A 23,593-nucleotide genomic window follows, 5' to 3' on the forward strand; every position below is an offset into this window, starting at 1 on the left:
GTTTTTTTATTTAACAATTAAATGATGATACATGTGCTTATATAATTCAATCTGTCCATCAGATATAAAGCCTACTTTTTTATATAACTTTAATGCTGCTTCGTTATTAATATCGCAATTCAAACTCCATTTAACATGTGTATTTGATTCAAGTAATGACGTTAATAACTTTGTCGCGATACCTCTACCTCTATATGCTTCAAATGTCGCAATTGTTTCTATATAATACTCATCGTCTTTAGCTTCTTTTACGGGTAATGGCGTGCCATATTGTTTTATTTCTTCTGGCAAGTCAAGTTGTTCCCATGCTTTTTCATATTTCAATTCATTTTCACCGCTATAGCTAATAATACAACCTGCTACTTTATTTTCTATTTCATAAACTAAAACATGCTGATAAAAAGTTCTATATGTTGCATCAACACAGCTTTTTTCAATTGCATCTAATACTATGTCTTTAGGTAGATGCTTTACCAATTCTAATTCCATATCATCCCAAACCATATAAACTAACTTCGCAATATCAAATCGGTCCTCTGGACGTGCTTGACGTATCACTATGTCATCATTCCCTTTTACGTTATTAACATTTATTATATAGAAATTCTAGCTTATTTTAAAAAGATATACTTATAATTTTAGAAAGTTTGAAAATTCTAAAGTTAGAAAGATTGGTTTTCACAACGAATTTAAGTAGAATTATAATTAAGGAGGATTTACAAATGAAAGTCAATAAAGCCATTTATGTTATTGTTGCATTATTTCTTGGAGGTTTAGGTATTCATAAATTTTATGCTGATAAATTTGGACAAGGTCTTTTTCACTTATTATTTTTCTGGACAGGTATCCCTACCATCATTTCAATAATACATGCCATTATTGTCATTTTTACTAAAAAAGCAGATAAAGACGGTTATATTATATTCCCTAAAAATTAAATTGTGACAATGACGTTTAAAAAGCATATATGAATGGGTATATAGTACATAAGATAAAGAGAAATGAGGTATGTAACGATGCGTCAATTCATTAAAAGAATTGTTAAAACAATCCTTGTCGGTTATGTAATTAAATTTATTCGAAATAAATTTTCAGGTAAATCATCACATCCGACAGATAATAAACATAAATAAAAAATACAGCGCCACTCTTATATGATTTACGAGTGGCGCTGTATTTTTATTTTGCTTTTTCTGCAATTTTTTCTAAATCTTCTGCCATACTTTCACTTGCCATAATACCTCTTGATTGCAACCACTTATTTCGATCAACATCATATACTTTATTATCTTTCACAGCTTTTAATGATTTCCAAACTGCAGGATCAATGAATTTCGTTCTATTTTTATCTGTTTTTCCATTCGTAGCTAAAATCATAACTTTTGGATTGATATTGGCAAGCTCTTCATTATTTAAATAAATATAAGGGCCACCCTTGCGTTCACCAACATGCGCAGTTTTGTCTTTTGTGACTTCAGGTTGAATACCCATTTTAATTAAGAATTGTCCCATAAATGTATCTTCATTATTAATAAACATACCTGCTCTTGAGATACCAAATGCAAATGCAGATTTTAACGTACTCTGTTCAATTTTCTTTCTAATCTCCGCTAATATTTTATTATGCTTTTCCAGACGCTTTTCGCCTTCTTTCTCTTTGCCAACTGCTTTAGCGACTGTTTTAAATGCTTCAATATTTGCATTGTAATCTCCCGTACCGCTAACTAACATGATTGTCGGCGCAATTTTGCTCAATTCTGATTTGATTTTCTTATGTCTGCTGACATCTGCAATAATCAAATCCGGTTTTAATTTACTTATCACTTCCATATTCGGTTGCGGTCTAGATCCAACCGATTCATATGCCCCAATCTTATCTCTTACTGACTTTGTTATATTTTTAGTACTACCATCATCTGCAATACCAACAGGTTTCATATCTAATGCTGCTAAATAATCAGCAAAACTATATTCTAATACAACAATACGTTTCGGATTTTTCTTAATTTTTTCAGTTCCTAATTCATCTTTTATCGTCGTCATTTCAGTTTTCTCTTCAGTATCTTTTTGACCACAACCCGCTACTGCTACAACTAAGATTAGCATAAACACAACTAATTTAACGATATTCCTATTCACACATTTACCTCCAAACAATTTTTATAGAGAACTATATTATTATTTTATCATTTAATAAACTTATAATATATTTAAACGGTCATTATTTTTTCTTATCATAGTTGATTATCAAATCTTCGTATTATAAACAGCAAATGGCCTCTAATTTTGATGATGACGCACTGGTTAATATTAATCATATCGCTTAAAGTAGTATTCTGTTTGTTCTCACTACTACTAAGCCTCCACAACAGTGTTCAAGATACGTATATTTTGATGCCATAATTAATTCATTTACCTATAAACTTTGCACTATGCTGTACTAATCTTAATTTATAAATACAAAAAGTAACTGATGACTTAAACATCTTTCTACAACAATTGTTCAATACAATAGAACATTTAATAAATATTTAATAATTATTTTTATAAATAATCTTTACTTTCCACTTCTTTACAAATATAATTTGGACTATGTTTTAAGAAAAAAATGTATGTTGGAGGTGACATGATGAAATTAGGTATGCTATTAATTAGATGGATGCTAGCAACATCATTCTTAGTACACGGCACATTGAAATTTGTAGATTTAGATGGAACAATTCACTTCTTAGGGTCTTTAGGTTTACCACCTACCATCGCAGTATTGATGTCAATTGGTGAGGTTGTTGGAGGTTTAGCACTTATTATCGGCTTTTTAACGCCTTATGTTAATGTTTTTTATATTTGTGTTATGTTAGGCTCAATCTTCACACTTAAACTTACAAGAGGATATGTAAGTGGTTATGAATTTGAAATCATACACATCGTAATGAACTTAGCTTGTATTAGTAGTTACAGCTGGAAGAAATGGCTACAATTTTATTAACTATTATTTGAGAGGACTATCCTCTCTTTTTTTTGTATATATCATGCGTAAAAATCCTAGGTACTCATGAATACCTAGGATTTTTTCATTTAGCTATTGAAAAGATTTAACCATTTTTCTAATATTGATTCCGTTGAATATTTTTCTATAATGTTTTCTCTCGCTTTCGAACCAAACTCCTCTGCTAAAACATCATTATTAACAAGCTTTAGTATTTTATCAGCCATGTCGTTAATATTATGGTTTTCTATTAAATAACCATTTTTATTGTCTTCTATAAAATCACTTGGTCCGTATTTGATGTCAAAGGCAACAACAGGCCTTTTAGAAATCATTGCTTCTATCATACTTAACCCTTGACCTTCATATTGAGATGTAGAAACAACTAATTTAAAATCTTCCAAGCATTTTTGTGGAGTTGTTGTATATCCTTTAAGAAAAACATTTCTTTCTAAATTTTTATCTTCAATCATTTTAGCTATTTTATCTTTGACAGATCCTTCTCCATATATATGAAATTTAACAGCATTATCTTTTTTTACGACTAACTCAGCCACTTCAATAAGCAAATCAATTCGCTTCGTTGGTACCATTCTAGAAATATGACCTACGATTTTTTCAGTTTGAAAATGTTTTGGAGCATTATGTATCTTAACAAAATTGCTAATAGTGAAAATATTTTCTACATCAAATTGATTAAGAATATCTAATCTTTGTGCCTCTGTTAATACAATTACACCGTTAATTTTATTCGCATTCTCAATAATATATTTCTCACTTTTTTTAAATGCACCCGTATCATCGAAATTTTCATGATGATTAACATGGATAACGCCATACTTTTGAGCATTTTTATGATTTGTATTAAACATTTTTGGAAAACTCCCTGGTCCATCACAAATCATAATACTATCTTTAGAATCTTTTATTAGTTTTTCTAAATAGTAAACACACAGTGCTAAATTGTTTTTAAATTCTTTTTTATTAACTAACACATAAGTTTTACCTACAGCACCATTATTAGCATTAATATTCCTTGAAATATATGGGTATCCCTTTTCATCATAAAATACTTGATAACAAACTTTATTATCTACATTAAATGTTTCCTTCATATGCACTTTATTATCTATAAAACTAAACCGTTCAATTCGTTTATTATCTTTAAAGAAATCAATCACTTTTTCAGATTTACTTTTTCTAATGTAGGCAATATATGTACCAGTCGTTATATCAAAATATCTTGAAATACCTTTACTCTCTTCAATTTCAATCGTATTTTTTAGTCTTTCTGAAATATGTTTATATAACAATTTATTAGACTTAAAATGTTTATTATTTGAAATTTGTTTAAAATACTCAAATACATTATACATTTTCGTTCTTCGATCCATTTTACCTTGTTTTTTCAAAGCTTTAATAATTTCATCATAGTTTCCTTTGTAATCGAAAGTAACAATATCAGCAGGTATGTCCGCATCATAAAACTCTTTACTTCTATTGAACATCGAAGAGGTCATACCACCTTTATTGACATCTAACTCATGTACCATCATAAATATTTTTTTCATTATAATTATTCCTTTACCTCAGTATATTTAACAATTAATTCGTTATATGTATGATAAAATTCTTCTTCAACATATAAATTATTAAGTTTATTTAAATTTAATGGGCTTATAATTGACGCAATAAAATATCCATTTAATTTTAATTTTGTATTTCCATTTTCGATTTCTATAGTTGGCTCTATCTGCTCATAATTTTTAAATATATCGTCAATGACTTTTATGTTTTCATTTAACTGATTAGTATCTAATTTTAATACATTCGCATTATCGTAATTGAAAATCCCCTTTTCCATAGCGCACCTCTTAATAAAATATTTAACAAAATATATTTTATACTCCGCAACCATTTAGAGCAACTATATATACAATAATTAAAATATTTAATTTCGTTTATTTGTGAAAAATAATATTTCACACAATGTTAGAACGGTATTTGTAGTATAAAAATCAATAACAACATAGATTAAATTTTACGATTGATACGACTCTCTATACAGATGGTATAATTACACTCGTTCCACTTATAAGAATTGTTACGTCATAATAATGTTTACGAATGATAAGCCAATTCAATTTAATTTCAAATTCATCTATCATACATTTTATTTTTATTGTATGATGTATTTAAAATGATTGTTTTTTGCATGTCATTTTAAAATGAAAATTGGAGGTGTAATTTTGACTAGAACTTATAATATTATTGGTATCCTTTCTTGTCTTATATCTTTTATTATTATGGCGTTACCAATGATTTGGTATGTAGCTTCAGCATTATGGTTCTTCCCAGGTGCAATCATGATATTGCTGCTATCTTTAGTCATTGTTTTTTGCTACATTAAAACAAAAAATCAATTACATTTATTACTACTCGTATTAAATATTATTATATTGTTTTTTTTCAGTTTGCCGTTGTTACTTTCATAACATAGCAACGCATTATAAAAGCCAATCAAATGGAGTGTTGAAATTAACATTCCCAATTGATTGGCTTTTAATTTTATCTTTTGGATATCACATAGATGCTACTTTTCTATACTGTTCTAAATCTATTATTTCGTCACATTGATTTGCAATAGCCATATCATGTGTTGCTAAAATCAGCACTTTATTTTCATCGATCAAATCAAATAATGATTGAATAATCATCTGTCCTGTTTTAGGATCTAACGCACCCGTTGGTTCATCAGCTAACATAACAATCGGATCTTTTAACATCATTCTAATTAAAGCGACACGTTGTTGTTCACCTCCACTTAGCGTATGAACTTTTCTTTTTAAACTGTTTGACAGACCAAACTGTTCTATATAACGTATCTTTAATTGTTCTTTTTCTTTCTTACTTATTTTTTTATATGCTAATCCAATATCTAAATTTTCATTTACTGTCAGATTATCGATTAATCCATAATTTTGAAATAAATACCCTAATTTATCTCTGTAAAAATTAGATTTAAATTGTTCTAATTGACCATTAAAATAGACATATTGTTTTCCTGTTTTTTCAAGTCCAGCAATAGTATTTAATAATGTAGATTTACCGCATCCACTTTTACCAATAAGTGCATATGATTTTCCACATTGAAATTTCAAATTAAGTTTCTTCAAAATATGTGTATTACCTTTTTGTATGGTTAAATCTTTTAATTCTATCATTCTTGTCTTACCTCTTTTGGTGTATCATCTTTTTCAACATATGTGATTGATATAACATATTGCCCTTTATGCTTTATTTCGACATACGTTCTACTAGGAGAAAATCCATTAAATGTTAATTTATAATCAAGCTTTTCCCCTCTTTCACTATAAGCCGTAATATTAACATATTGTTGCGTACCTTTTGGCACTTTGGCATAACTATATTCCGTTTTTAAGAAAGGATTAAAACGATCAAGTATAGGATGATGTATGATTGTAAAAGCAATAGTAATAGATACGATTAATCCTAATAATATTGCAATGATATATTTCATAGTTAAAACTCCTTGATAACTTCATTAAAACGTCGGCCATGATAGTATAGGCTGCAAATCTGCAATAATATTTGAACGACAATAATCGTTGCAAATATCATCATTATATAGTGAGAATGTAAAATTACATTCGTCAATATTCCAATAAAAACAACAACTATATTATTTATTAATAAGTATTGGTAATTGGCTCTTAATGTTGAATAACCATATAGCTTTTTGATTACGAGTAATTTTCGATGTTGTTCAAAATAATATTTCACATCAAATAAAATAATAATTATTAAAATGATTGCGATAATGATTTGTGAAAAGTTGAGTACTGTTAATTTCAAATTGTTTTCATGATACATTTCCATCACGCTATCTTTATAATTGGTTATTCCACTGATTTCCCCATCAAGATGATACTTTTCAATATTTTTTACTAGCGCGTCATAATTTTTGAATAAATACCCGCCTTGACTGATCATGGCATAATAAAAATCCTTCGATAAATCTGATGCCTGAACATTCACAATGATTGGCGCCTCTATAAATGACAAATGGCGACTATCTCGTGCATCAAATGTAAAAATTCGATAATCATTTTTGTTGATAAACTGTATAGATAACTTACTCTCTTTATTATTTTTATTTTGTACAAATTCAAACCATGAATGATATGCTTGATTGATTTCATTACGCATTGCATGAAACTTTTGTGGAATAATTACTTCGACATTATTTTTTTGATTTTTTATTGGAATATCAGGTTGAAACTGCTTGTGATAAATCGACCAAAACTGATTATTTACTAATATTACATTCCCCTCATCAGGTGAAAAGTTGTCATTGTCAACGGAGTCACCCTTTGGTTTGAATAAAATCGCATTATTTTCTGCTTCACTAGCCTTTACTAATTGTTCTGATCACACCATATTATCAATCAAACTTTGTTTTGTTTCGTGATAAGGTGCAAATTCAATCGTGTAATAATCATCTAATACATTCCAATATTTCTCAGTTTCTTTTATTTTATTCAAATCTTTAATAACACTAGTATTTTCTATCATTACACTAGCTATTAGTACTAAGAGAACACTTTTACAAACTGTATTAATAAAACGAATTGTTTTAAAGTGCTGCTTACCTTTAATCATATTGGCAATATTTAAATTTAGTAACATTAAGAAAGTCCATAAATTAATAACACTAATCGTTAAAATGAAAAGACATGAAAGCAGAACTAATCTTAATATGAATAAATCTAAATTACCCGTGTAATTTAATATCCAAAGTACACTTGTAGTTAAAAGAATTTGAGTTATGATTAACGTTACCCAATACGTGCATTTCTTTGAAAAATTTTCAAAAATTATTTTTCTTAATGTAAAACCATTTAAATACTTAATCGCATACGCTTTGAAATTAATGTTCTTTTCGAAAATATAATAAATAAAATAAACGATTAAAAGTGAGGATAATGGCACTACTATATTCATTTGTTTAATGACACCAACGGCAATCATCATATAATCTATTTTGTATGATTCAGCAGTAACACCATATTCTTTTAAAAAATTTATGAATTTAGTCACGTCAAAATTTTTGTCTTTTACAAAATAACTCCCTTTGATATCTTTTTTTAATAATTCGTCGTCACTTAAATAATGAATGTTATATTTAGCATTAAAAGGAGTGATAGTTGTTGCTTTTGATTTATTAAATACATATATATCTTTATCTACGTTTTTGTTTGTATAATTTGAAGTTGATTTATAGATTGCTACGTTCTCATTTTTAGCGAATTGATTTATACGTTTATAAATCTCATTTTTACTATATTTTTTATTCCAGTCAGTTACCGCTATAGGGTATTTAGTATCAGGCAATATTTCTTCGTTTTCTTTATATGTATAAACAAATAACAATATAGCAATCAGAATGAAGATTGTAACATCAAGTATTAATTTGAACCATTTCATGTTGTACCTCTTGCGTTGTTTACTTTCTATGATTTTTTAGTATTTAATAAATGTTATAATACGCTCTATTGACCCGCAAATTATGTTTAGTAGCTGATGCTTTTGCTTTTACACTGGCTCTTGTATAACCACTAAATGATCTATATTTTCCGATAGCTGTTGCACCATGACCTTTATGAGCATGATAATAATACGACCAAACATACTTACTGCCGACACCGTGACTCCAAGTGCCTCCTTCAGCGTATTCTGTAGATGCATAAGCTGCTGTTGATAATCCAAGTGCTAAAGATAAATATAATATAGTGCCAAAAATTTTATTCTTCTATAAAAACACCTCTTCATATTTAATCCATATCTCTTTTTCGTTATTTATACAGAATTTTCTGAAAATAGTCAAGGTTAATTTATTTGCTGCAAATTTCAACCACTTTATATTAAATGGACATCAAAGTATAATTGTATTATTATTAAATTGCGCAGTGCATAAATAGACGACATGCAGGAACATGTCCCCTATTGAACCCGTTAAAAAGACGGTGACTAAATGAGATTTGCTTTAACCATCATTCTTTGTCAAAGTTTGGAAATGATGGTTGTTTTTTATTGTTTAAATTAATCATTGCGACTTCTATATCAATGAAAGTTATATTAATATATGAACTTCATTACATATTCAATAGAAATCACTTATTTATAAGTACTACCATATAATCATAATTGATTTCTACCACAGTATGATTTTCCTTTCAAATCTGACATGTTTAGCAGGCAATATACGGAAAATACTTCAAAATTTTGTTACACATCTAATAAAAATAGACAATTAAATAAAAGATATGTTACTATAAAAATGTAAAAAGACGACATGCAGGAACATGTCGCCTAATGAGCCCGTTAAAAAGACGGTGACTAAATGAGATTTTCTTTAACCATCATTCGTTGTCAAAGTTTTGAAATGATGGTTATTTTTTATTGTTTAAATTAATTATTGCGACTACTACACCAATGAAAGTGACGATAAACATACCGAAACTTAACATTAAATGTAATGCGTTTGCAATAGATATCACAATAGGCTTTTCCTTTCAAAAGTGTTAAGTAATGCCATAGGCACCACCCCCCTTTACTCAGATAGCCACCATCAATTAAACTTGCTCGCAAAATATTATACTGTTTTTATAAAATATTTAGTAATAAAAACTGACTAAAACCTAATCTCAATAATAACAGCTTGCCGTTAAAAACGTGTACACTATAATGAAGCATGCCTCGAATCTTCGTATTGCTATTCTAAAGCAAAAAAGCTTTTCTTAGAACACAGACGTCTAAGAAAAGCTTATTTAAGCATTAAAAATTAATAACAATATAATAGCTACAATTTGTGCAACGGATGTTGTTGCTATACGTCGAGTATACTCATAACTTAATGATAATATCACTTGTGCAACAAATATAAATGTTACTATCCACCAATTATCTAAATAAATAAATAATGAACTAGAACAAATTGCAGTTATTAATATAGCTACCCATTTCGGTATTGAAAAATGTGTTAATTCTTTTTGTAAAACAGTTCTCATATATAACTCGTGACATGGAATGACAAAAAGTAAAGTTACTAACATTTGCCACTTCCAATTGACACCTGTTCTTGCTAATTCTTTAATTAATGAACTATAACTTAAATTAGAAGTTATAAGTGAGAATAAAAGTTGAAGCATAATTAAAATAATTGCCGTAATAATACCAACACCAATTGATGTAAGCAACCGCTTAGATTCAATATCTCTTTGATAAAACACATAACTGATACCAGCAATTAGCATTATACCTGTATATAAATACCAGTATTCTTGGTGTTCGCCCCACATAATAAATAATATGAGATGAAATATAATGAAACTTATAATAAACCAAGTTAAAGCCTTCGAGATTTTATTCATTATAACTTACCTTCTTATTCAACAATCTTATATCGTTTATGATTGATAACAGTTTTTTCCGGTAAATCAAGGTCATTAAAATTTTCCATAATTGTTAAGTCAACAATAACAGAGTTATCGTTGATTTTTTCAACACGACCTCTTAATCCATCCATAAACTCAACAATGTTACCCACTTCTGCAACAGTCATTTTAAGTCCTCCTTAAATCATAACTAAATTATATTGTACTAAAATTCACTTAACAAATAAACTATTAACAATCAAAAATAATAAAATGTAACTTTAAGCCGATATTTAGAACGATTTGTGAGTATATAATTGGCATTTTCAGCAAAGTTAAGGCATAAATAAGTAGAGAATATATATAGATATAAGGGAGAGATTGTAATGAAATTCATTAGTAATAATAATATTACAGATCCAACTTTAAACTTAGCAATGGAAGAATATGTTTTAAAAAATTTACCAGCAGAAGAAAGTTACTTTTTATTTTACATAAATAGACCATCTATCATTGTTGGAAAGAATCAAAATACGATAGAGGAAGTAAATCAGACATATATAGATGCTCATAACATCGATGTAGTAAGAAGAATTTCTGGTGGTGGCGCTGTTTATCATGATACTGGCAATTTAAACTTTAGTTTTATAACAGATGATGATGGTAACAGTTTCCACAATTTCCAAAAATTCACTGAACCAATTGTTCAAGCATTACAATCTTTAGGCGTAAATGCTGAATTAACTGGTCGTAACGATATTCAAGTTGGACAAGCGAAAATCTCAGGAAATGCCATGGTTAAAGTTAAAAATAGAATGTTTAGTCATGGTACGTTGATGTTAAATAGTGATTTAGACGAAGTTCAGAATGCACTAAAAGTTAATCCAGCTAAGATTAAATCAAAAGGTATTAAATCTGTTCGTAAACGAGTAGCAAACATTCAAGAATTTTTAAATGACCCTTTAGAAATTGAAGAATTTAAAAAAATCATCTTGAAAACTATCTTTGGAGAAACTGAAGTAGAAGAATATAAATTAACGGATGAAGATTGGGAAAATATTGAAAAGTTAAGTAACGACAAATATAGAACTTGGGAATGGAATTATGGAAGAAACCCTAAATATAACTTTGAACGCGAGGAAAAATTTGAAAAAGGATTTGTACAAATCAAGTTTGATGTTAAACGAGGTAAAATCGAACATGCAAAAATTTTCGGTGATTTCTTTGGTGTCGGAGATGTCACTGATCTTGAAAATGCATTAGTTGGCTGTCTACACGACTTTGAGCACATAGAAGAAGCACTATCAGAATATGATTTATATCACTATTTCGGTGACATAGATAGACATGAATTAATTAGATTAATGTCATAAACGATTAAAGGACTATTCTTACATGTATGAGATGTTAAGAATAGTCCTTTTATGATTGCGTTATGGAATTCGAATCAATGTTATTCACCGAGAAATGCCTCCAAATTTTTGTATTCTGCCATATATTGATTAAATGCTGCTTCATCTTTATTGACGAGTGCGTCATCTATAAGTTCTATGAGCTGTCGTTTTCTTACCTCTCGAAGTGCTTCATTGATAATTAATTCAATACCCAAATCATTGACGGTTGTGACAAACGCTTCTAAAGTTGTATGCTTAACATTAGTATTGTATTTCATAGAAACCACTACCTTTCTTTAATTTATAATAAGTATACATTTTTCTAATTTTGAAATCAATGAATATTCTGACTATTAGTTAAAAATTATTGTACATTTTCACCAAAATAATAACTTGACAACTCAGAATTTTATTATAAAATATCTTTATATCATTAATTTCATTTTTATATTAATGGTTTAAAACTTAATAAAGCGAGGTTTTGCTTATGTATTCTCAAAATATTTATGTGATACGCAAAGGAGACATGGTTATTCGACCAGCATTTGATGATGACGATCAAAGAAATGGTAGTGAAATAATTCGGTTTGACAAAACGCGTATTCAAAATCCTTTTAAAGTCCAGAAAATCATTGAACGCTCTTGCAAATTTTATGGTAATACTTATCTTGGCAAGAAAGCAGAGACAAACCGCATTACTGGCATTTCTAGTAAACCACCTATTTTACTAACACCATTATTTCCAACTTATTTTTTCCCAACACATTCTGACAGACAAAATGAAAATATTTGGTTAAATATGCATTATATCGAAAGTATTAAAGAATTAAAAAATCGTAAATGTAAAGTGACATTTATTAATAATGAATCAATCATTCTTCATGTTTCATACCACAGTTTATGGCACCAATATAACAATTCCATTTTTTACTATTACATGGTAGATAAACAATCTCGCATGATATCAAAAAATCCCGACCAACCAATAGATTATAATAAAGCCACATTGAATGTGTTTGAAGCATTGACACGCTATTCTTTATTTGAAGATAAATAAATTGTTTATTTTTAAAATATGCGGAATGTTTTATAAATATAGTGTAAATGTTCTGCATATTTTTTTAAGGTATCTATTGCAAATTAACTTAATCTTGTTATAATAATATTTGTGCTTGATATTCAAACACATACAAATTAATCCACAGTAGCTCAGTGGTAGAGCTATCGGCTGTTAACCGATCGGTCGTAGGTTCGAGTCCTACCTGTGGAGCCATTGGAAACGTACTCAAGTTGGCTGAAGAGGCGCCCCTGCTAAGGGTGTAGGTCGCGAAAGCGGCGCGAGGGTTCGAATCCCTCCGTTTCCGTTACTTGCTTAAATGGTATATACCATTTAAGCTTTTTTGTTTACTTATATATATAATGAATGAGAATTTCACTGTTCTTTTATATCAATTTTATAATTCTAAAAACCTTTCCTAGATAATCTTCTCTAAGAAAGGTTTTTATACTTGTTAAACTTATAATTAATTTATTACATAGCAATATTCACCTGTTTTTAACTACAAAATTATCACTACATGAAATAAGATAATTCGGATCTCTTAACTTCTCTGCAATTAATGTACTCATTGTTTCATCGTATGATTCATGTATAATAGCATTTTTTAAATAATTCTTGTAGTTACGATAACAATAGTCAGTCATTGTAACTCTATAACTCTTAGTCGAATCAATTTGATCTAACATTACTCGTTGCCCAGGTTCTAGATTCATATCAATCTCATAATTGAATCCTTGCCACATTGTACATAATGTTTCATCAATAATTGTTAAGCTTAATTGCTCGTTAACAAAATCTAAATGTGAATAACTATACTCCAATATATCTTTGATATTTTGACCACTAATTGTCATATCCATTGGCTTATCTGGATAAGGGTATGCATGATACAAATCTTCATTTCGAATCTGTCCATTCAACCCCTTCTCTCCGTTCATAGGCACGTGGACACATGTTATATCATTATCAAATGCAAGGTGAATTGCATCATGTAATAATTGCGAAAATGGATGTGTTTGACAGACTAAATCTTGTAACCCATTTACTGATAACATCAAACCTTTATCACTTATGATTTCCTGTGACCAATAAGCCACTGCTTTTCTATCATAGAATGTTAAATCTAATAATTCTTGGTCCTCTTCATACTCATTTAAGTCAATCACTTTAGAATCAATGCTTTCAACATCATAAGTTGTTGTTCTCTTTTTAAAATTAATCGAAAGATGTACAAGCTCTTTTGCATCTTGACCAGCCTGAACATAATACGTTTCATGATCTTGACCTACTATTGTTTGATGCTGATGAGCTGTAATCATTAAATCTATAACACCAATTTCTTCCATTAATTTTTCAGCTTCATTCGAACTTGCCTTTTTATTTTTCGTGCTATTACTAATTTTATTCAATCCACCATGATAAATTACAATCAAAAAATCCGGCTCTTCAACTTCATGGATATATCTAATCCATCGTTTTGATGCCACTAATGTCTTTTCAATAGATACATCTTGCTCCATTTCAGAATACTCATTTTCCATTAAACCATCTGCTGTAACGCCTACGATAGCAATTTTTAAGTCACCAAAATGTTTAATACAATATGGAGTTGAAAAATAAGGCTCCTTAGTAACATTGTATTCAATATTTGCTGATAACCATGGAAAACGTGCCAAAGCAATTGAACGAGTTAAAAATGATAAACCAAACTTGAATTCACTTGGACTCACACCGCTAGCATCATAATGCATTCTGTTCATCAACTTTATCATTGGATGTCGTTTATAAGGTGCAACAATAGCATAATAATAGGCCGCTAACGAGCCAGCTAAACTTCCGCCACTATCTAATAAAATGACGCGATGATTTTGTGCTCTTACTTGGTTAACATAAGTACCAGCTCTATAAATATTTGAACCATAATCACCATTTAAGAAATGACTATGCATATCTGACGTAGTTAAAATCTCTACATTAATGTTTTCATTTTTTTCCATCATGTTACACCTCTCATTGTTACTAGTTTACCATTTTCAAATCCAATCGTCTTATAATATAAGTTAAAAATACAAACTAAAAAAGCAATCTAAGTTCCAGTTAAAATCTACATTAACTAAACTTAGATTGCTATTATATTATCCTATTTGAATACGTTCTTTTGGATAATGGAATTTATCTGGTTCTCGACGTCCTGCTATCATAATGATAAATGATATTAAGCCAACACGTCCTATAAACATGAGTACCATTAGTACGACCTTGGAAATATCACTAATATCACTTGTGACACCAAGCGATAGTCCACAAGTTCCAAATGCAGACATGACTTCAAAAAATACTTGTAAAAATGTAAGCTTACCATTTTCAGTAGCTGATATAATTAGCATTCCTAAAAATGTTAAAATTGTCGCCATTGTAAATACTGCAAATGAACGTTGAATATCCATAATGTGTACTTCTCTATTGTATACTTTTATGGATGTTTTATCGGCATTATTACTAAAGTTAATTAAAAACAAAATTAAAATAGCGAAAGTTGTTGTACGAATACCGCCACCAACCGAACTTGGCGAAGAACCTATAAACATTAAAATACCCATGATAATATTCGTAGGGTCACTTAGTGTTGTCACATCAATTGTTTGAAGACCCGCACTTCTTGTAGTCGCTGATTGAAACAGCGAATAGAATAACGATTGATGCCAACTTAATCCTTTGAACGCATGGTTATGTTCAAATAATAGAATGGCTAATACCCCAACAATAAATAGGAATAAATATGTTGATGTCGTAATTTTAGTAAATAATGAAAATCTAAAATTAGTAACCCTATTTTGAATGTAAGCTTTAACCTCTAATAATACTGGGAAGCCGATTGATCCTAAAATTATTAAAAATATAACTATCGCTTGTACAAAATAATCATGTGCATAAGGAATTAATGACTTACCTGTAATATCTAATCCACCATTGGTAGTGGCAGAAATAGAAACAAAAACACCTTGCATGATTGCATATTTTAAATCTGGATTATCTCGATAAAAGTAAAATGCTAATAACATGGCTCCTACGAGTTCGATTACAAATATTGATTTTACAATATCAATAATCAATTTGACGGTACCACTCATTGTGTTTTTGTTATTATCTAACATAATTAACTGACGTTCTCTAATTCCAATATGTTTACCTAGTACCACCCATAACATCGTACCAATTGCCATGACGCCAATTCCACCAATATTTAATATCACGAGGATAATTAATTGTCCAAATGTAGAATAGGTATCGACAATACTTATCGGAGACAATCCAGTAACACTAATTCCGGATACGGCAACAAATAATGTGTCAATTGGATTTACTTCTACACCTGGTTTATGAACATACGGTAAGTTTAATAATAAAAATGCAACGACAATTGCGACGATATAATACAATACAATACCTTGTTGAGGGCTTGATCTTTTTAAAAACTGGCTAAAAATTGACACGTTGTTCACCTCAACATTATTTTAGTTTAATATTAATTTCTTTTTCTTTACCATCTCTATAAATCTTCGCTGTAATTGATTTCAAGTCATCTTTATGACTAAATATAATCTGCCTAAAGCGTAAATCATCTTCTAAAAGTTTGCCATCTAATTCAGTAATTACATCACCTTTTTTCAGACCAGATTGATCTGCTAAACCATTGTTGTCAACTTGATCTACAACAACACCGTTCTTAACTTTTCCTAGCAATTTAACTGCTTGTCTTTCAAAACTATTTAGACTGGCAATATTCTTCATTTTAACACCTACATCGGGATAGTCAATTTTACCTTTTGTTTCTAATTCTTTTACAATCTTTTGTACTTCATTAACAGGTATTGCAAATGACATATTTTCAACGTTTGGCATACTAATTTTAGCTGCAACTACACCAATTAATTTTCCTTCTCTATTGACGACAGCACCACCCGAGTTACCTGGATTTACTGATGCATCAATTTGGAAAGCTTTCATCAACATATCATATTTATTATCTTTATCGAAATCAATTGGAACATTTCTGTTCAGACCTGAAATAATACCTTCTGTCACAGTGCCTTTAAAGTCTACACCAAGTGGATTACCTACGACTAATATTGGCTCTCCTAACACTAAATTATTTGAATCTCCAATAGCTATCTCTTTCACTGAACTGTCTGAAGAAGTTGCTTTAACAACAGCTAAATCTGACCATTTATCTTTACCAAGCACTTTCCCAACAACACTTTTATTATTCGAGAAAGTTATTTTTTGATTTTCTTTATCACCGACAACGTGTGCATTCGTAACAATATATAACGTATCTCCAGATTTTTTATATACAACACCTGATCCTACTTCGTCTTGAGATGCTTTATCTTTAGGTAATGATGAATCTTTTGATGTTTCATTTTCAACTGTAACGACCGATTTAACTGCGTTATTGGCATTTTTCATCGTTGTCGTATATTTTTGAGCATCTGCATCATTATTATCATTCATGCGATCATTTTTGTTCACATTATTAAAAATGGCATTCAAAATAACAATTAGAATAATAATACCCATTAGAATAACTAATTTAGGCCAATACATCATCCAAAACTTTTTCAAAATGGCACTATAATTATTATTTGTAGCGCGCCCTTTGTTCAATTTTGATGTAGCCTTTTTTTGATTATTATTTGCCGATGTCTTTGTATTTGGTTTTTGACCGTTTAATTTATCATGGTCATTAATAGCCATATTTCTTTTTTCAGTGCTACGATGAGATGCACTTGACTGACTTTGATATCCCACCGTTTCAGATGAGTCTGCATTTTGTTTATGTTTATCTTCGACATGAATTTTTTCATCAAGTTTTCGATCGTCATCTATTTTTGATAATGATGGTGTATTGATATCATTATCAGGATTATCGTCAACAATATGATCTTCTCTCATAACGTAATCTTTATCATCACTTATCGATGGTGTATGATGACTTAAATCATTTTCATGATTAGACTTGTCATTTTGTTCGCTATCACCATATGTATAAGTTTTTGTTTGCTCATTTTGACTTTGCTGCCTTTTCAATTTCTGTTCTTCCGGCAAAGTTAATGGCTTCTGATTATTTACTTCATCATCAGATTCCGACAATATTGGTACTGAATTTGATTTGTCTGATATTACTTCAGATTTCAGATTACTACTTTTATTTCCATCTGAACTGTCTTTTTTTATTTTCTCTGTCTGCATCGAGCTGTCTGAATCAGTTCTTGAAGACTCAAAATCAATTCTAGTCTCTTTATCATGTTCTGAAGGTTTAGAAAGTACATGTTGCTCTTCATGACCAACTTTGTTTTTATCTGAACTTAGCTTTCTCATGTCAGTTGATTCTACTTTATCGGTTGAATTAGTTGATAAAGTCGCTTCAGTATTTTGCTCATAATATTTTGATTTCTCTGTATCTTGGTCTACTGAATCTAATGAATTTTGTTTTTTAGATACATCGTCTGTTAAATAATGATCTTTGTTATATGCTGACTTACTACCCTGATTACTTTTACTTTCTTCAGCTTTGTTCTCATTCACATCACGGTTTCTCTGTTCTAAATGCGATGATAAACTATTTTTAAAACGTTCGTGCTTATCAATTGAATCTTTATGTATTTGCTTATCTGCTTTTTTTGATGTTGTATTATCTATATTTTGTTTATCTTGATGTTGATTTAAATTTTCTTCTCTGTCTTCGTTGTGGAAGAATTCACGACGCTTACGTCGGTACTGACTTTTAGGAATTACATGTTTTTTACCAATATCCACTAATGTCCACTCCATTCAATAAAATCACTTTTCATTATGACACATTAACACTTAATTTGCTTTAAAATCTATATAATTTCTATTGAAAAAATGCTAAATATAAAAGGCACATTTTCTTAATACTATATCGCATCTTTTGATACATATTCTTCAAAATCCATTTTTCATAGATCACTTAATTAAATGAAAAAGGACAACCTTAAACTAAATTAAGATTGTCCGCTTCACATCATTTATTTATGCGATTTTTTATTTTTAACAACCGAACCTAACCAACCGATAATTACTAATCCAATTAGTACCGTCCAGAAAATAGATTGCCATAATACGCCATGTGGGAAGTGCTCAGGCAATACAGCGATGTCTGGGTGCGCTAATACCATGACAACTAACTTAACACCTACCCAACCAACGATCGCGAAGGCTGCACCTTCAAGTCCTGGATATTTGTTTAATAGCTCTACGAACCATGTTGCTGCATAACGCATTAGAATAACACCAATCATTCCACCTAGGAACATGACTACGAACTGACCTAAGTCCATACCACCAAAGTGAATACCAACTTTAGGAAGTGTTACAGCAATAGCTAAAGCAGCAAGCATAGAATCAATGGCAAATGCGATATCTGCAAATTCTATTTTCAACACAGTTCCCCAGAATGATTTGTTACTTGCTTTAATCTCTTCACCAGACTCATCATAATGATGATCATCTCCAGCTTCAGGACTTTCAATTTCTGGGTGTTTAAAGAACTGCCATAGATTTTTGATTGACATATAAATTAAGTAAACCGCTCCTGCAGCTTGAATAAACCAAAAGTTCGCGATAATACTAATTAAGAATAATGCTAAAAATCTAAATACAAATGCACCTAGCAAACCGTAAAACAAAGCTTTTTTACGTTGTTCGGGTGGTAAGTGCTTAACCATTACAGCCATAACGATTGCGTTATCTGCTGCTAATAAGCCTTCTAAAAATACTAAAACGACAAGTACCCATAAATAAGGTAAGATCAAACTTGGATCCATTAACATGTACAACTCCTTTAAATAAATAAGTTAAGTACAAACAAAAAGACCTATGCTAAATAAATAGCAAAGGTCTCACTAAGCAATTTTAATTGCCCACTTTACCGGAAGATATCTTCGTAATGACGATAAAGTGTCGAATCATTTATACGGTCATGATTCTTAAGTTACTCCCCTCTGACAAAATGCCATAGGTTATTCATTTGATACATCATAGTATACCTTTTTCTTTTAAAATATACAATTTATTTTTCTTCAAGGAAACAATTATTTTTAATGTAACAAATTCGATTATACAATTGAGCCGTTAAAGTAAACTATACAATTTAATTTCAGGGAATTTCTCTTCGAACCATCTTGTTGCAAATTCATTTTCAAATAAGAATACTAAATCGTCATATCTATCTTTCACTAAAATCGATCTTGATGTGTTCATCTTATCTGTAATTTGGTCTTCATTTTCAATCCAACGTGCAATTTTACGGCCTACTGGCTCCATAACAACATCAACATTATATTCGTTTTTCATTCTATGTTCGAAAACTTCAAATTGTAACTGACCAACAGCACCTAAAATAATTTGGTTTGTGTGTAATGTTTTATAGTATTGAATCGCACCTTCTTGAACTAATTGTTCAATACCTTTATGGAAATGCTTCTGTTTCATGACGTTTTTAGCAGAAACTTTCATAAAAATTTCTGGCGTAAATTGTGGTAAATCTTGGAAACTGTAGGTTTGTTTTCCACCAACTAAAGTATCTCCAATTTGATAATTACCTGTATCATATAGTCCAATGATATCGCCTGCTACAGCATGATTCACAGTTTCTTTATCGTCTGCCATAAATGACGTTGAACGTGTGATCTTTTGCTTTTTATTAGTACGTTGCAAAGTGACATCCATACCACGTTCAAATGCACCACTAACGACACGCATAAAGGCAATTCTATCACGGTGTTTAGGGTCCATGTTGGCTTGAATTTTAAAGATAAATCCTGAAAATGAATCATCAAACGGGCTTACTTCAACCTCTTCTTTTGTTTGTCTCGCATTTGGCATTGGCGCAAAATCAACATATGCATTCAAGAAATTTTGTACACCAAAGTTAGCTAAAGCTGAACCGAAAAATACAGGTGTTAAGTCTCCACTCAACAGCGCGTCATTATCAAAGGCTTCCCCCGCTTCTTCAACCAACATTAATTCTTCAATTGCTTGTTCAAAAGCACTATCATTTGTAATTGCATGATCTTCTTCCAACTCAAAATCATCATTCAAATGTAATATATTTTCTTCATCTCTAAATGGTTCAATTGTTTTAGACTTTCTATCAATGATGCCAAAGAAACTTTGTCCCATACCAATTGGCCAATTCATAGGGTATGTTTCAATATTTAATGTCTCTTCGATTTCATCTAATAATTCAAATGGTTCTTTACCTACTCGGTCTAATTTATTAATGAATGTAAAAATTGGAATACCACGCATTTTACAAACTTTAAATAACTTCAAGGTTTGTGGTTCAATACCTTTTGCACAGTCTATGACCATGACAGCACTGTCAACTGCCATTAATGTTCTATACGTATCTTCTGAAAAGTCTTCATGTCCTGGTGTATCTAAGATATTGATTTTATAATCATCGTAATCAAATTGCATTACTGAACTTGTTACAGAAATACCACGCTCTTGTTCAACTTTCATCCAGTCACTTGTCGCAAATTTACCAGTCTTCTTCCCTTTAACTGTACCCGCTTCACGAATGGCACCACTGAAGTACAATAGTTTTTCAGTTAACGTTGTTTTCCCTGCATCGGGATGTGAAATAATCGCAAAAGTCTTTCTAGACTCAACTTCTTGCTTTAAGTTCATTAGTCTTTCTCCTTTTTATATGTTTCTATCCAATCTGTTAGTTGTGATGCAATCGATTCTGCCTCTTCCTCTTCTTTAAAAACAAACAATTGCATGAGTATTGCTTCAAAACAAGTTTCTTCATTTAATGTCATTGCCATCTGATATGACCAAAACCAATCTGGTATAGCAATGATTATCTGGTCATTTAATGCTTCGAATAAATAAACATCAATAGTTTTACCTTCATCAAGAAGTCTTTTATTGACCAACAGGGCCACCACCGAACTTTTTGTAAGCTGCTTCAAGGCCAATTAAATCATCTCGATGTGGCACCTTAATATGTCCTGGCATGATTTGATATGGTTCTCTTCCTTTTGATGCTAAAACGACAGTATCCCCAGGCTCAGCTATGTCAATTGCATGTTTTATCCCTTCTGCACGATCATCAAATTCTATATAGTTTTGATGTGTTGCACCTTTGGCTAATTCTGCTGTTAACATTTTCGGGTCATCATTTGCCGGATTATCCGGTGTGAAAATGACATAATCTGCACGACAGGCAACTCGCCCCATTTCAGGCGTTTTAGTTAAATCACGTTCGCCTGCCATACCAACTAAAAATATCAACTTTTGCTTTACAAAAGGCTGTACTGCATCGATTAATTTGTTCATACCATCAGCTGTATGTGCATAATCGATAATTAAATCAATAGGTAACGAAGGATCTAAAACTTCTAATCGTCCTTCAACAGGTTCTAAATTTTCAACAGCTTTAATAATCGTTTCTAAAGATGTACCTTTACTCCACACCGCAATCATTGCTGCCATAATATTAGAAATATTAAACTTACCAACATAAGGCGATTTTACTTGGTAAGTTCCAAAAGGCGTTACAAAATCAAAGCTGACACCTTGTAAAGATTCTTGAATATTTTCAGCCATAAATTGGGCTTCCTCATCAATTCCATAACTAAATACTTCATAAGGCGTCACTGTTCTTAAATACTCAGAAAATGAATCGTCATTGTTTAACACGACATACTTTTCTTTCGACAAATCTTCACCTAATTGACTAAACAATAAAGACTTCGCGTGTCCGTACGCTTCCATTGTGCCATGAAAATCTAAATGGTCTTGTGTTAAATTTGAAAATATTGCAACGTCAAATTCAACGCCTCGCAGTCGTCCTAATACTAAGCCATGGCTCGATACTTCTAATGTCATGGATTCAGCGCCTGCATCAACTGCTTCTTTAATTTTCTTAGTCAAAGAAACTGTTTCTGGTGTCGTATTTGCACCTTTTGTCTTTGTTTCATTAATTTGGAAACCATTAGTTCCTAAATATGCACTATTTTTTTGTAACTTTCTTTGAATTAAATGAATCATCGTCGCAATAGAGGTTTTACCATTTGTACCCGTTACACCAAATGTCACTAACTGATGACTCGGATAATCAAATAATGTGTGTGCTAGAATACTAGCTACTCTTAATGTGTCCGGCACAACCACTTGTGTTACGTTAGCTGATAATGATTGTTCTTTATTGACCACTACCAACTTACACCCTTGATCAGCTACACTTTGACAGAACTTATGACTGTCTACAGTATATCCAACTGAAGCGACAAAAATGCTACCTTCTCTCGCTGTACGTGAATCAGTAGTGATATCATCTATTTGTTGTTCTAAAGAACCCAATACACGCTTTACTTTTACTTTCTTAAACAACGTACTTGCATCCAAACTGAACCGCTCCTTTTTCTACAATATGTTTATTATACACGTTTTGTTGATGTTAATAAATTTATAATTTCACTGTTATATCCTACTAATCAGCATTTTCTAATTTCTACTATTAAAAATAAAACATAAGGTATTATGAATTAGTTTCACAATTATGGTTCATCTTAAATTATTAAAACCATCTTGTAACATGGTATAATATCATAATTGTTTCCAAAAATATGCTATAATTGTATACTGGATAATTTTA

General features: G+C 30.4%; 25 protein-coding genes, 2 tRNA genes, 1 pseudogene and 1 riboswitch. Of the genes and pseudogenes, 8 read left to right on the forward strand and 20 right to left on the reverse strand.

Features of this window, described 5'->3' with window-relative positions:
• Window positions 1–6: 6 nt before the first annotated feature.
• Window positions 7–558: a GNAT family N-acetyltransferase gene (locus tag NST10_RS05085; RefSeq protein ID WP_000620943.1), complete on the reverse strand. Its 552-nt coding sequence runs from the start codon at window positions 556–558 to the stop codon at window positions 7–9.
• A gap of 164 nt (window positions 559–722) precedes the next feature.
• Between NST10_RS05085 and NST10_RS05090 the strand changes: the two genes are divergently transcribed.
• Both NST10_RS05090 and NST10_RS05095 read left to right on the forward strand, forming a co-directional pair.
• Window positions 723–938: an NINE protein gene (locus tag NST10_RS05090; protein WP_000867359.1), complete on the forward strand. Its 216-nt coding sequence runs from the start codon at window positions 723–725 to the stop codon at window positions 936–938.
• Window positions 939–1,001: 63 nt separating this feature from the next.
• Window positions 1,002–1,133: an SAR1012 family small protein gene (locus NST10_RS05095; protein ID WP_303661657.1), complete on the forward strand. Its 132-nt coding sequence runs from the start codon at window positions 1,002–1,004 to the stop codon at window positions 1,131–1,133.
• A gap of 46 nt (window positions 1,134–1,179) precedes the next feature.
• Here NST10_RS05095 and NST10_RS05100 read toward each other — a convergent pair whose 3' ends face one another.
• Complete coding sequence (locus NST10_RS05100; protein ID WP_001081338.1) at window positions 1,180–2,139, reverse strand: Fe(3+) dicitrate ABC transporter substrate-binding protein; 960 nt, start codon at window positions 2,137–2,139, stop codon at window positions 1,180–1,182.
• A 490-nt stretch (window positions 2,140–2,629) separates the two neighbouring features.
• Between NST10_RS05100 and NST10_RS05105 the strand changes: the two genes are divergently transcribed.
• Entirely contained in the window at window positions 2,630–2,986 is a 357-nt protein-coding gene (locus NST10_RS05105) for a DoxX family protein (protein WP_000766009.1), read from the forward strand.
• A gap of 89 nt (window positions 2,987–3,075) precedes the next feature.
• Here the strand turns inward: NST10_RS05105 and NST10_RS05110 are convergent, their stop codons facing one another.
• Together NST10_RS05110 and NST10_RS05115 are read right to left on the reverse strand one after the other, a co-directional pair.
• Window positions 3,076–4,557, reverse strand: a complete 1,482-nt coding sequence (locus NST10_RS05110) for a glycosyltransferase (RefSeq protein WP_000719183.1) — start codon at window positions 4,555–4,557, stop codon at window positions 3,076–3,078.
• Between the two features lie 5 nt (window positions 4,558–4,562).
• Window positions 4,563–4,850, reverse strand: a complete 288-nt coding sequence (locus NST10_RS05115; protein ID WP_000410718.1) for a hypothetical protein — start codon at window positions 4,848–4,850, stop codon at window positions 4,563–4,565.
• A 340-nt stretch (window positions 4,851–5,190) separates the two neighbouring features.
• Between NST10_RS05115 and NST10_RS05120 the strand changes: the two genes are divergently transcribed.
• Entirely contained in the window at window positions 5,191–5,481 is a 291-nt protein-coding gene (locus NST10_RS05120; protein WP_001791476.1) for a hypothetical protein, read from the forward strand.
• An 87-nt stretch (window positions 5,482–5,568) separates the two neighbouring features.
• Here the strand turns inward: NST10_RS05120 and NST10_RS05125 are convergent, their stop codons facing one another.
• From NST10_RS05125 to NST10_RS05160, 8 genes and pseudogenes are all read right to left on the reverse strand, one after another.
• Window positions 5,569–6,210 carry an ABC transporter ATP-binding protein gene (locus NST10_RS05125; protein ID WP_000571183.1) on the reverse strand — a complete coding sequence of 214 codons (642 nt, stop codon included), beginning with the start codon at window positions 6,208–6,210 and terminating at the stop codon, window positions 5,569–5,571.
• Window positions 6,207–6,527 carry a YxeA family protein gene (locus NST10_RS05130; RefSeq protein WP_000873929.1) on the reverse strand — a complete coding sequence of 107 codons (321 nt, stop codon included), beginning with the start codon at window positions 6,525–6,527 and terminating at the stop codon, window positions 6,207–6,209. The genes NST10_RS05125 and NST10_RS05130 overlap by 4 nt, the downstream gene beginning before the upstream one ends.
• A gap of 2 nt (window positions 6,528–6,529) precedes the next feature.
• A pseudogene (locus NST10_RS05135) lies at window positions 6,530–8,494 on the reverse strand (bacteriocin-associated integral membrane family protein).
• A gap of 43 nt (window positions 8,495–8,537) precedes the next feature.
• Window positions 8,538–8,810 carry a lactococcin 972 family bacteriocin gene (locus NST10_RS05140; RefSeq protein ID WP_001794574.1) on the reverse strand — a complete coding sequence of 91 codons (273 nt, stop codon included), beginning with the start codon at window positions 8,808–8,810 and terminating at the stop codon, window positions 8,538–8,540.
• Between the two features lie 9 nt (window positions 8,811–8,819).
• On the reverse strand, window positions 8,820–8,921 hold the full coding sequence (locus tag NST10_RS05145; RefSeq protein ID WP_001790623.1) for a hypothetical protein: 102 nt from the start codon (window positions 8,919–8,921) through the stop codon (window positions 8,820–8,822).
• Window positions 8,922–9,478: 557 nt separating this feature from the next.
• Window positions 9,479–9,658, reverse strand: coding sequence for a hypothetical protein (locus NST10_RS05150; protein WP_001791475.1), 180 nt, complete (start codon window positions 9,656–9,658; stop codon window positions 9,479–9,481).
• Between the two features lie 179 nt (window positions 9,659–9,837).
• Entirely contained in the window at window positions 9,838–10,440 is a 603-nt protein-coding gene (locus NST10_RS05155; RefSeq protein ID WP_001033867.1) for a CPBP family glutamic-type intramembrane protease, read from the reverse strand.
• Between the two features lie 14 nt (window positions 10,441–10,454).
• The gene (locus NST10_RS05160; protein WP_000214898.1) at window positions 10,455–10,631 is read right to left on the reverse strand and encodes a YkvS family protein; all 177 of its coding nucleotides are present in this window, start codon (window positions 10,629–10,631) and stop codon (window positions 10,455–10,457) included.
• Window positions 10,632–10,829: 198 nt separating this feature from the next.
• On the opposite strand from NST10_RS05160, the gene NST10_RS05165 reads away from it, so the two are divergent.
• Window positions 10,830–11,816 (forward strand): lipoate--protein ligase, encoded by a 987-nt coding sequence (locus NST10_RS05165; RefSeq protein ID WP_000668820.1) that lies wholly within the window; start codon window positions 10,830–10,832, stop codon window positions 11,814–11,816.
• 80 nt (window positions 11,817–11,896) lie between these two features.
• On the opposite strand, the gene NST10_RS05170 is transcribed toward NST10_RS05165, so the two are convergent.
• The gene (locus NST10_RS05170) at window positions 11,897–12,115 is read right to left on the reverse strand and encodes an IDEAL domain-containing protein (protein ID WP_000876825.1); all 219 of its coding nucleotides are present in this window, start codon (window positions 12,113–12,115) and stop codon (window positions 11,897–11,899) included.
• Window positions 12,116–12,324: 209 nt separating this feature from the next.
• Here NST10_RS05170 and NST10_RS05175 point away from each other — a divergent pair, with 209 nt between their 5' ends.
• The 3 genes from NST10_RS05175 (at window position 12,325) to NST10_RS05185 (ending at window position 13,201) form a co-directional block, all read left to right on the forward strand.
• Complete coding sequence (locus tag NST10_RS05175) at window positions 12,325–12,894, forward strand: competence protein ComK (RefSeq protein ID WP_000287265.1); 570 nt, start codon at window positions 12,325–12,327, stop codon at window positions 12,892–12,894.
• A gap of 141 nt (window positions 12,895–13,035) precedes the next feature.
• Window positions 13,036–13,110: transfer RNA gene (locus tag NST10_RS05180), tRNA-Asn, on the forward strand.
• A 2-nt stretch (window positions 13,111–13,112) separates the two neighbouring features.
• Window positions 13,113–13,201, forward strand: a tRNA-Ser gene (locus tag NST10_RS05185).
• 181 nt (window positions 13,202–13,382) lie between these two features.
• Here NST10_RS05185 and NST10_RS05190 read toward each other — a convergent pair.
• The 7 genes from NST10_RS05190 to NST10_RS05220 all read right to left on the reverse strand — a co-directional run bounded on the left by NST10_RS05190 (window position 13,383) and on the right by NST10_RS05220 (window position 23,343).
• Window positions 13,383–14,894, reverse strand: a complete 1,512-nt coding sequence (locus NST10_RS05190) for a bifunctional UDP-sugar hydrolase/5'-nucleotidase (protein ID WP_000414169.1) — start codon at window positions 14,892–14,894, stop codon at window positions 13,383–13,385.
• Window positions 14,895–15,032: 138 nt separating this feature from the next.
• A complete protein-coding gene (locus NST10_RS05195; protein ID WP_000021872.1) occupies window positions 15,033–16,391 on the reverse strand; it encodes a TrkH family potassium uptake protein in 1,359 nt (452 codons plus the stop codon).
• Between the two features lie 16 nt (window positions 16,392–16,407).
• Window positions 16,408–18,732 (reverse strand): trypsin-like peptidase domain-containing protein, encoded by a 2,325-nt coding sequence (locus tag NST10_RS05200; protein WP_001794169.1) that lies wholly within the window; start codon window positions 18,730–18,732, stop codon window positions 16,408–16,410.
• A 218-nt stretch (window positions 18,733–18,950) separates the two neighbouring features.
• Window positions 18,951–19,754, reverse strand: coding sequence for a TerC family protein (locus NST10_RS05205; RefSeq protein ID WP_000928413.1), 804 nt, complete (start codon window positions 19,752–19,754; stop codon window positions 18,951–18,953).
• Between the two features lie 75 nt (window positions 19,755–19,829).
• Window positions 19,830–19,936: riboswitch (yybP-ykoY riboswitch) on the reverse strand.
• Between the two features lie 119 nt (window positions 19,937–20,055).
• The gene (locus tag NST10_RS05210; RefSeq protein WP_001049957.1) at window positions 20,056–21,618 is read right to left on the reverse strand and encodes a peptide chain release factor 3; all 1,563 of its coding nucleotides are present in this window, start codon (window positions 21,616–21,618) and stop codon (window positions 20,056–20,058) included.
• Entirely contained in the window at window positions 21,618–21,869 is a 252-nt protein-coding gene (locus NST10_RS05215; RefSeq protein WP_000247593.1) for a YueH family protein, read from the reverse strand. The genes NST10_RS05210 and NST10_RS05215 overlap by 1 nt, the downstream gene beginning before the upstream one ends.
• Window positions 21,859–23,343: a UDP-N-acetylmuramoyl-L-alanyl-D-glutamate--L-lysine ligase gene (locus tag NST10_RS05220; protein WP_000340133.1), complete on the reverse strand. Its 1,485-nt coding sequence runs from the start codon at window positions 23,341–23,343 to the stop codon at window positions 21,859–21,861. Before NST10_RS05220 ends, NST10_RS05215 begins: the two co-directional genes overlap by 11 nt.
• Window positions 23,344–23,593 lie beyond the last annotated feature (250 nt).

Source organism: Staphylococcus sp. FSL W8-0305 (assembly GCF_037966415.1).
GTDB classification, from domain to species: domain Bacteria; phylum Bacillota; class Bacilli; order Staphylococcales; family Staphylococcaceae; genus Staphylococcus; species Staphylococcus aureus.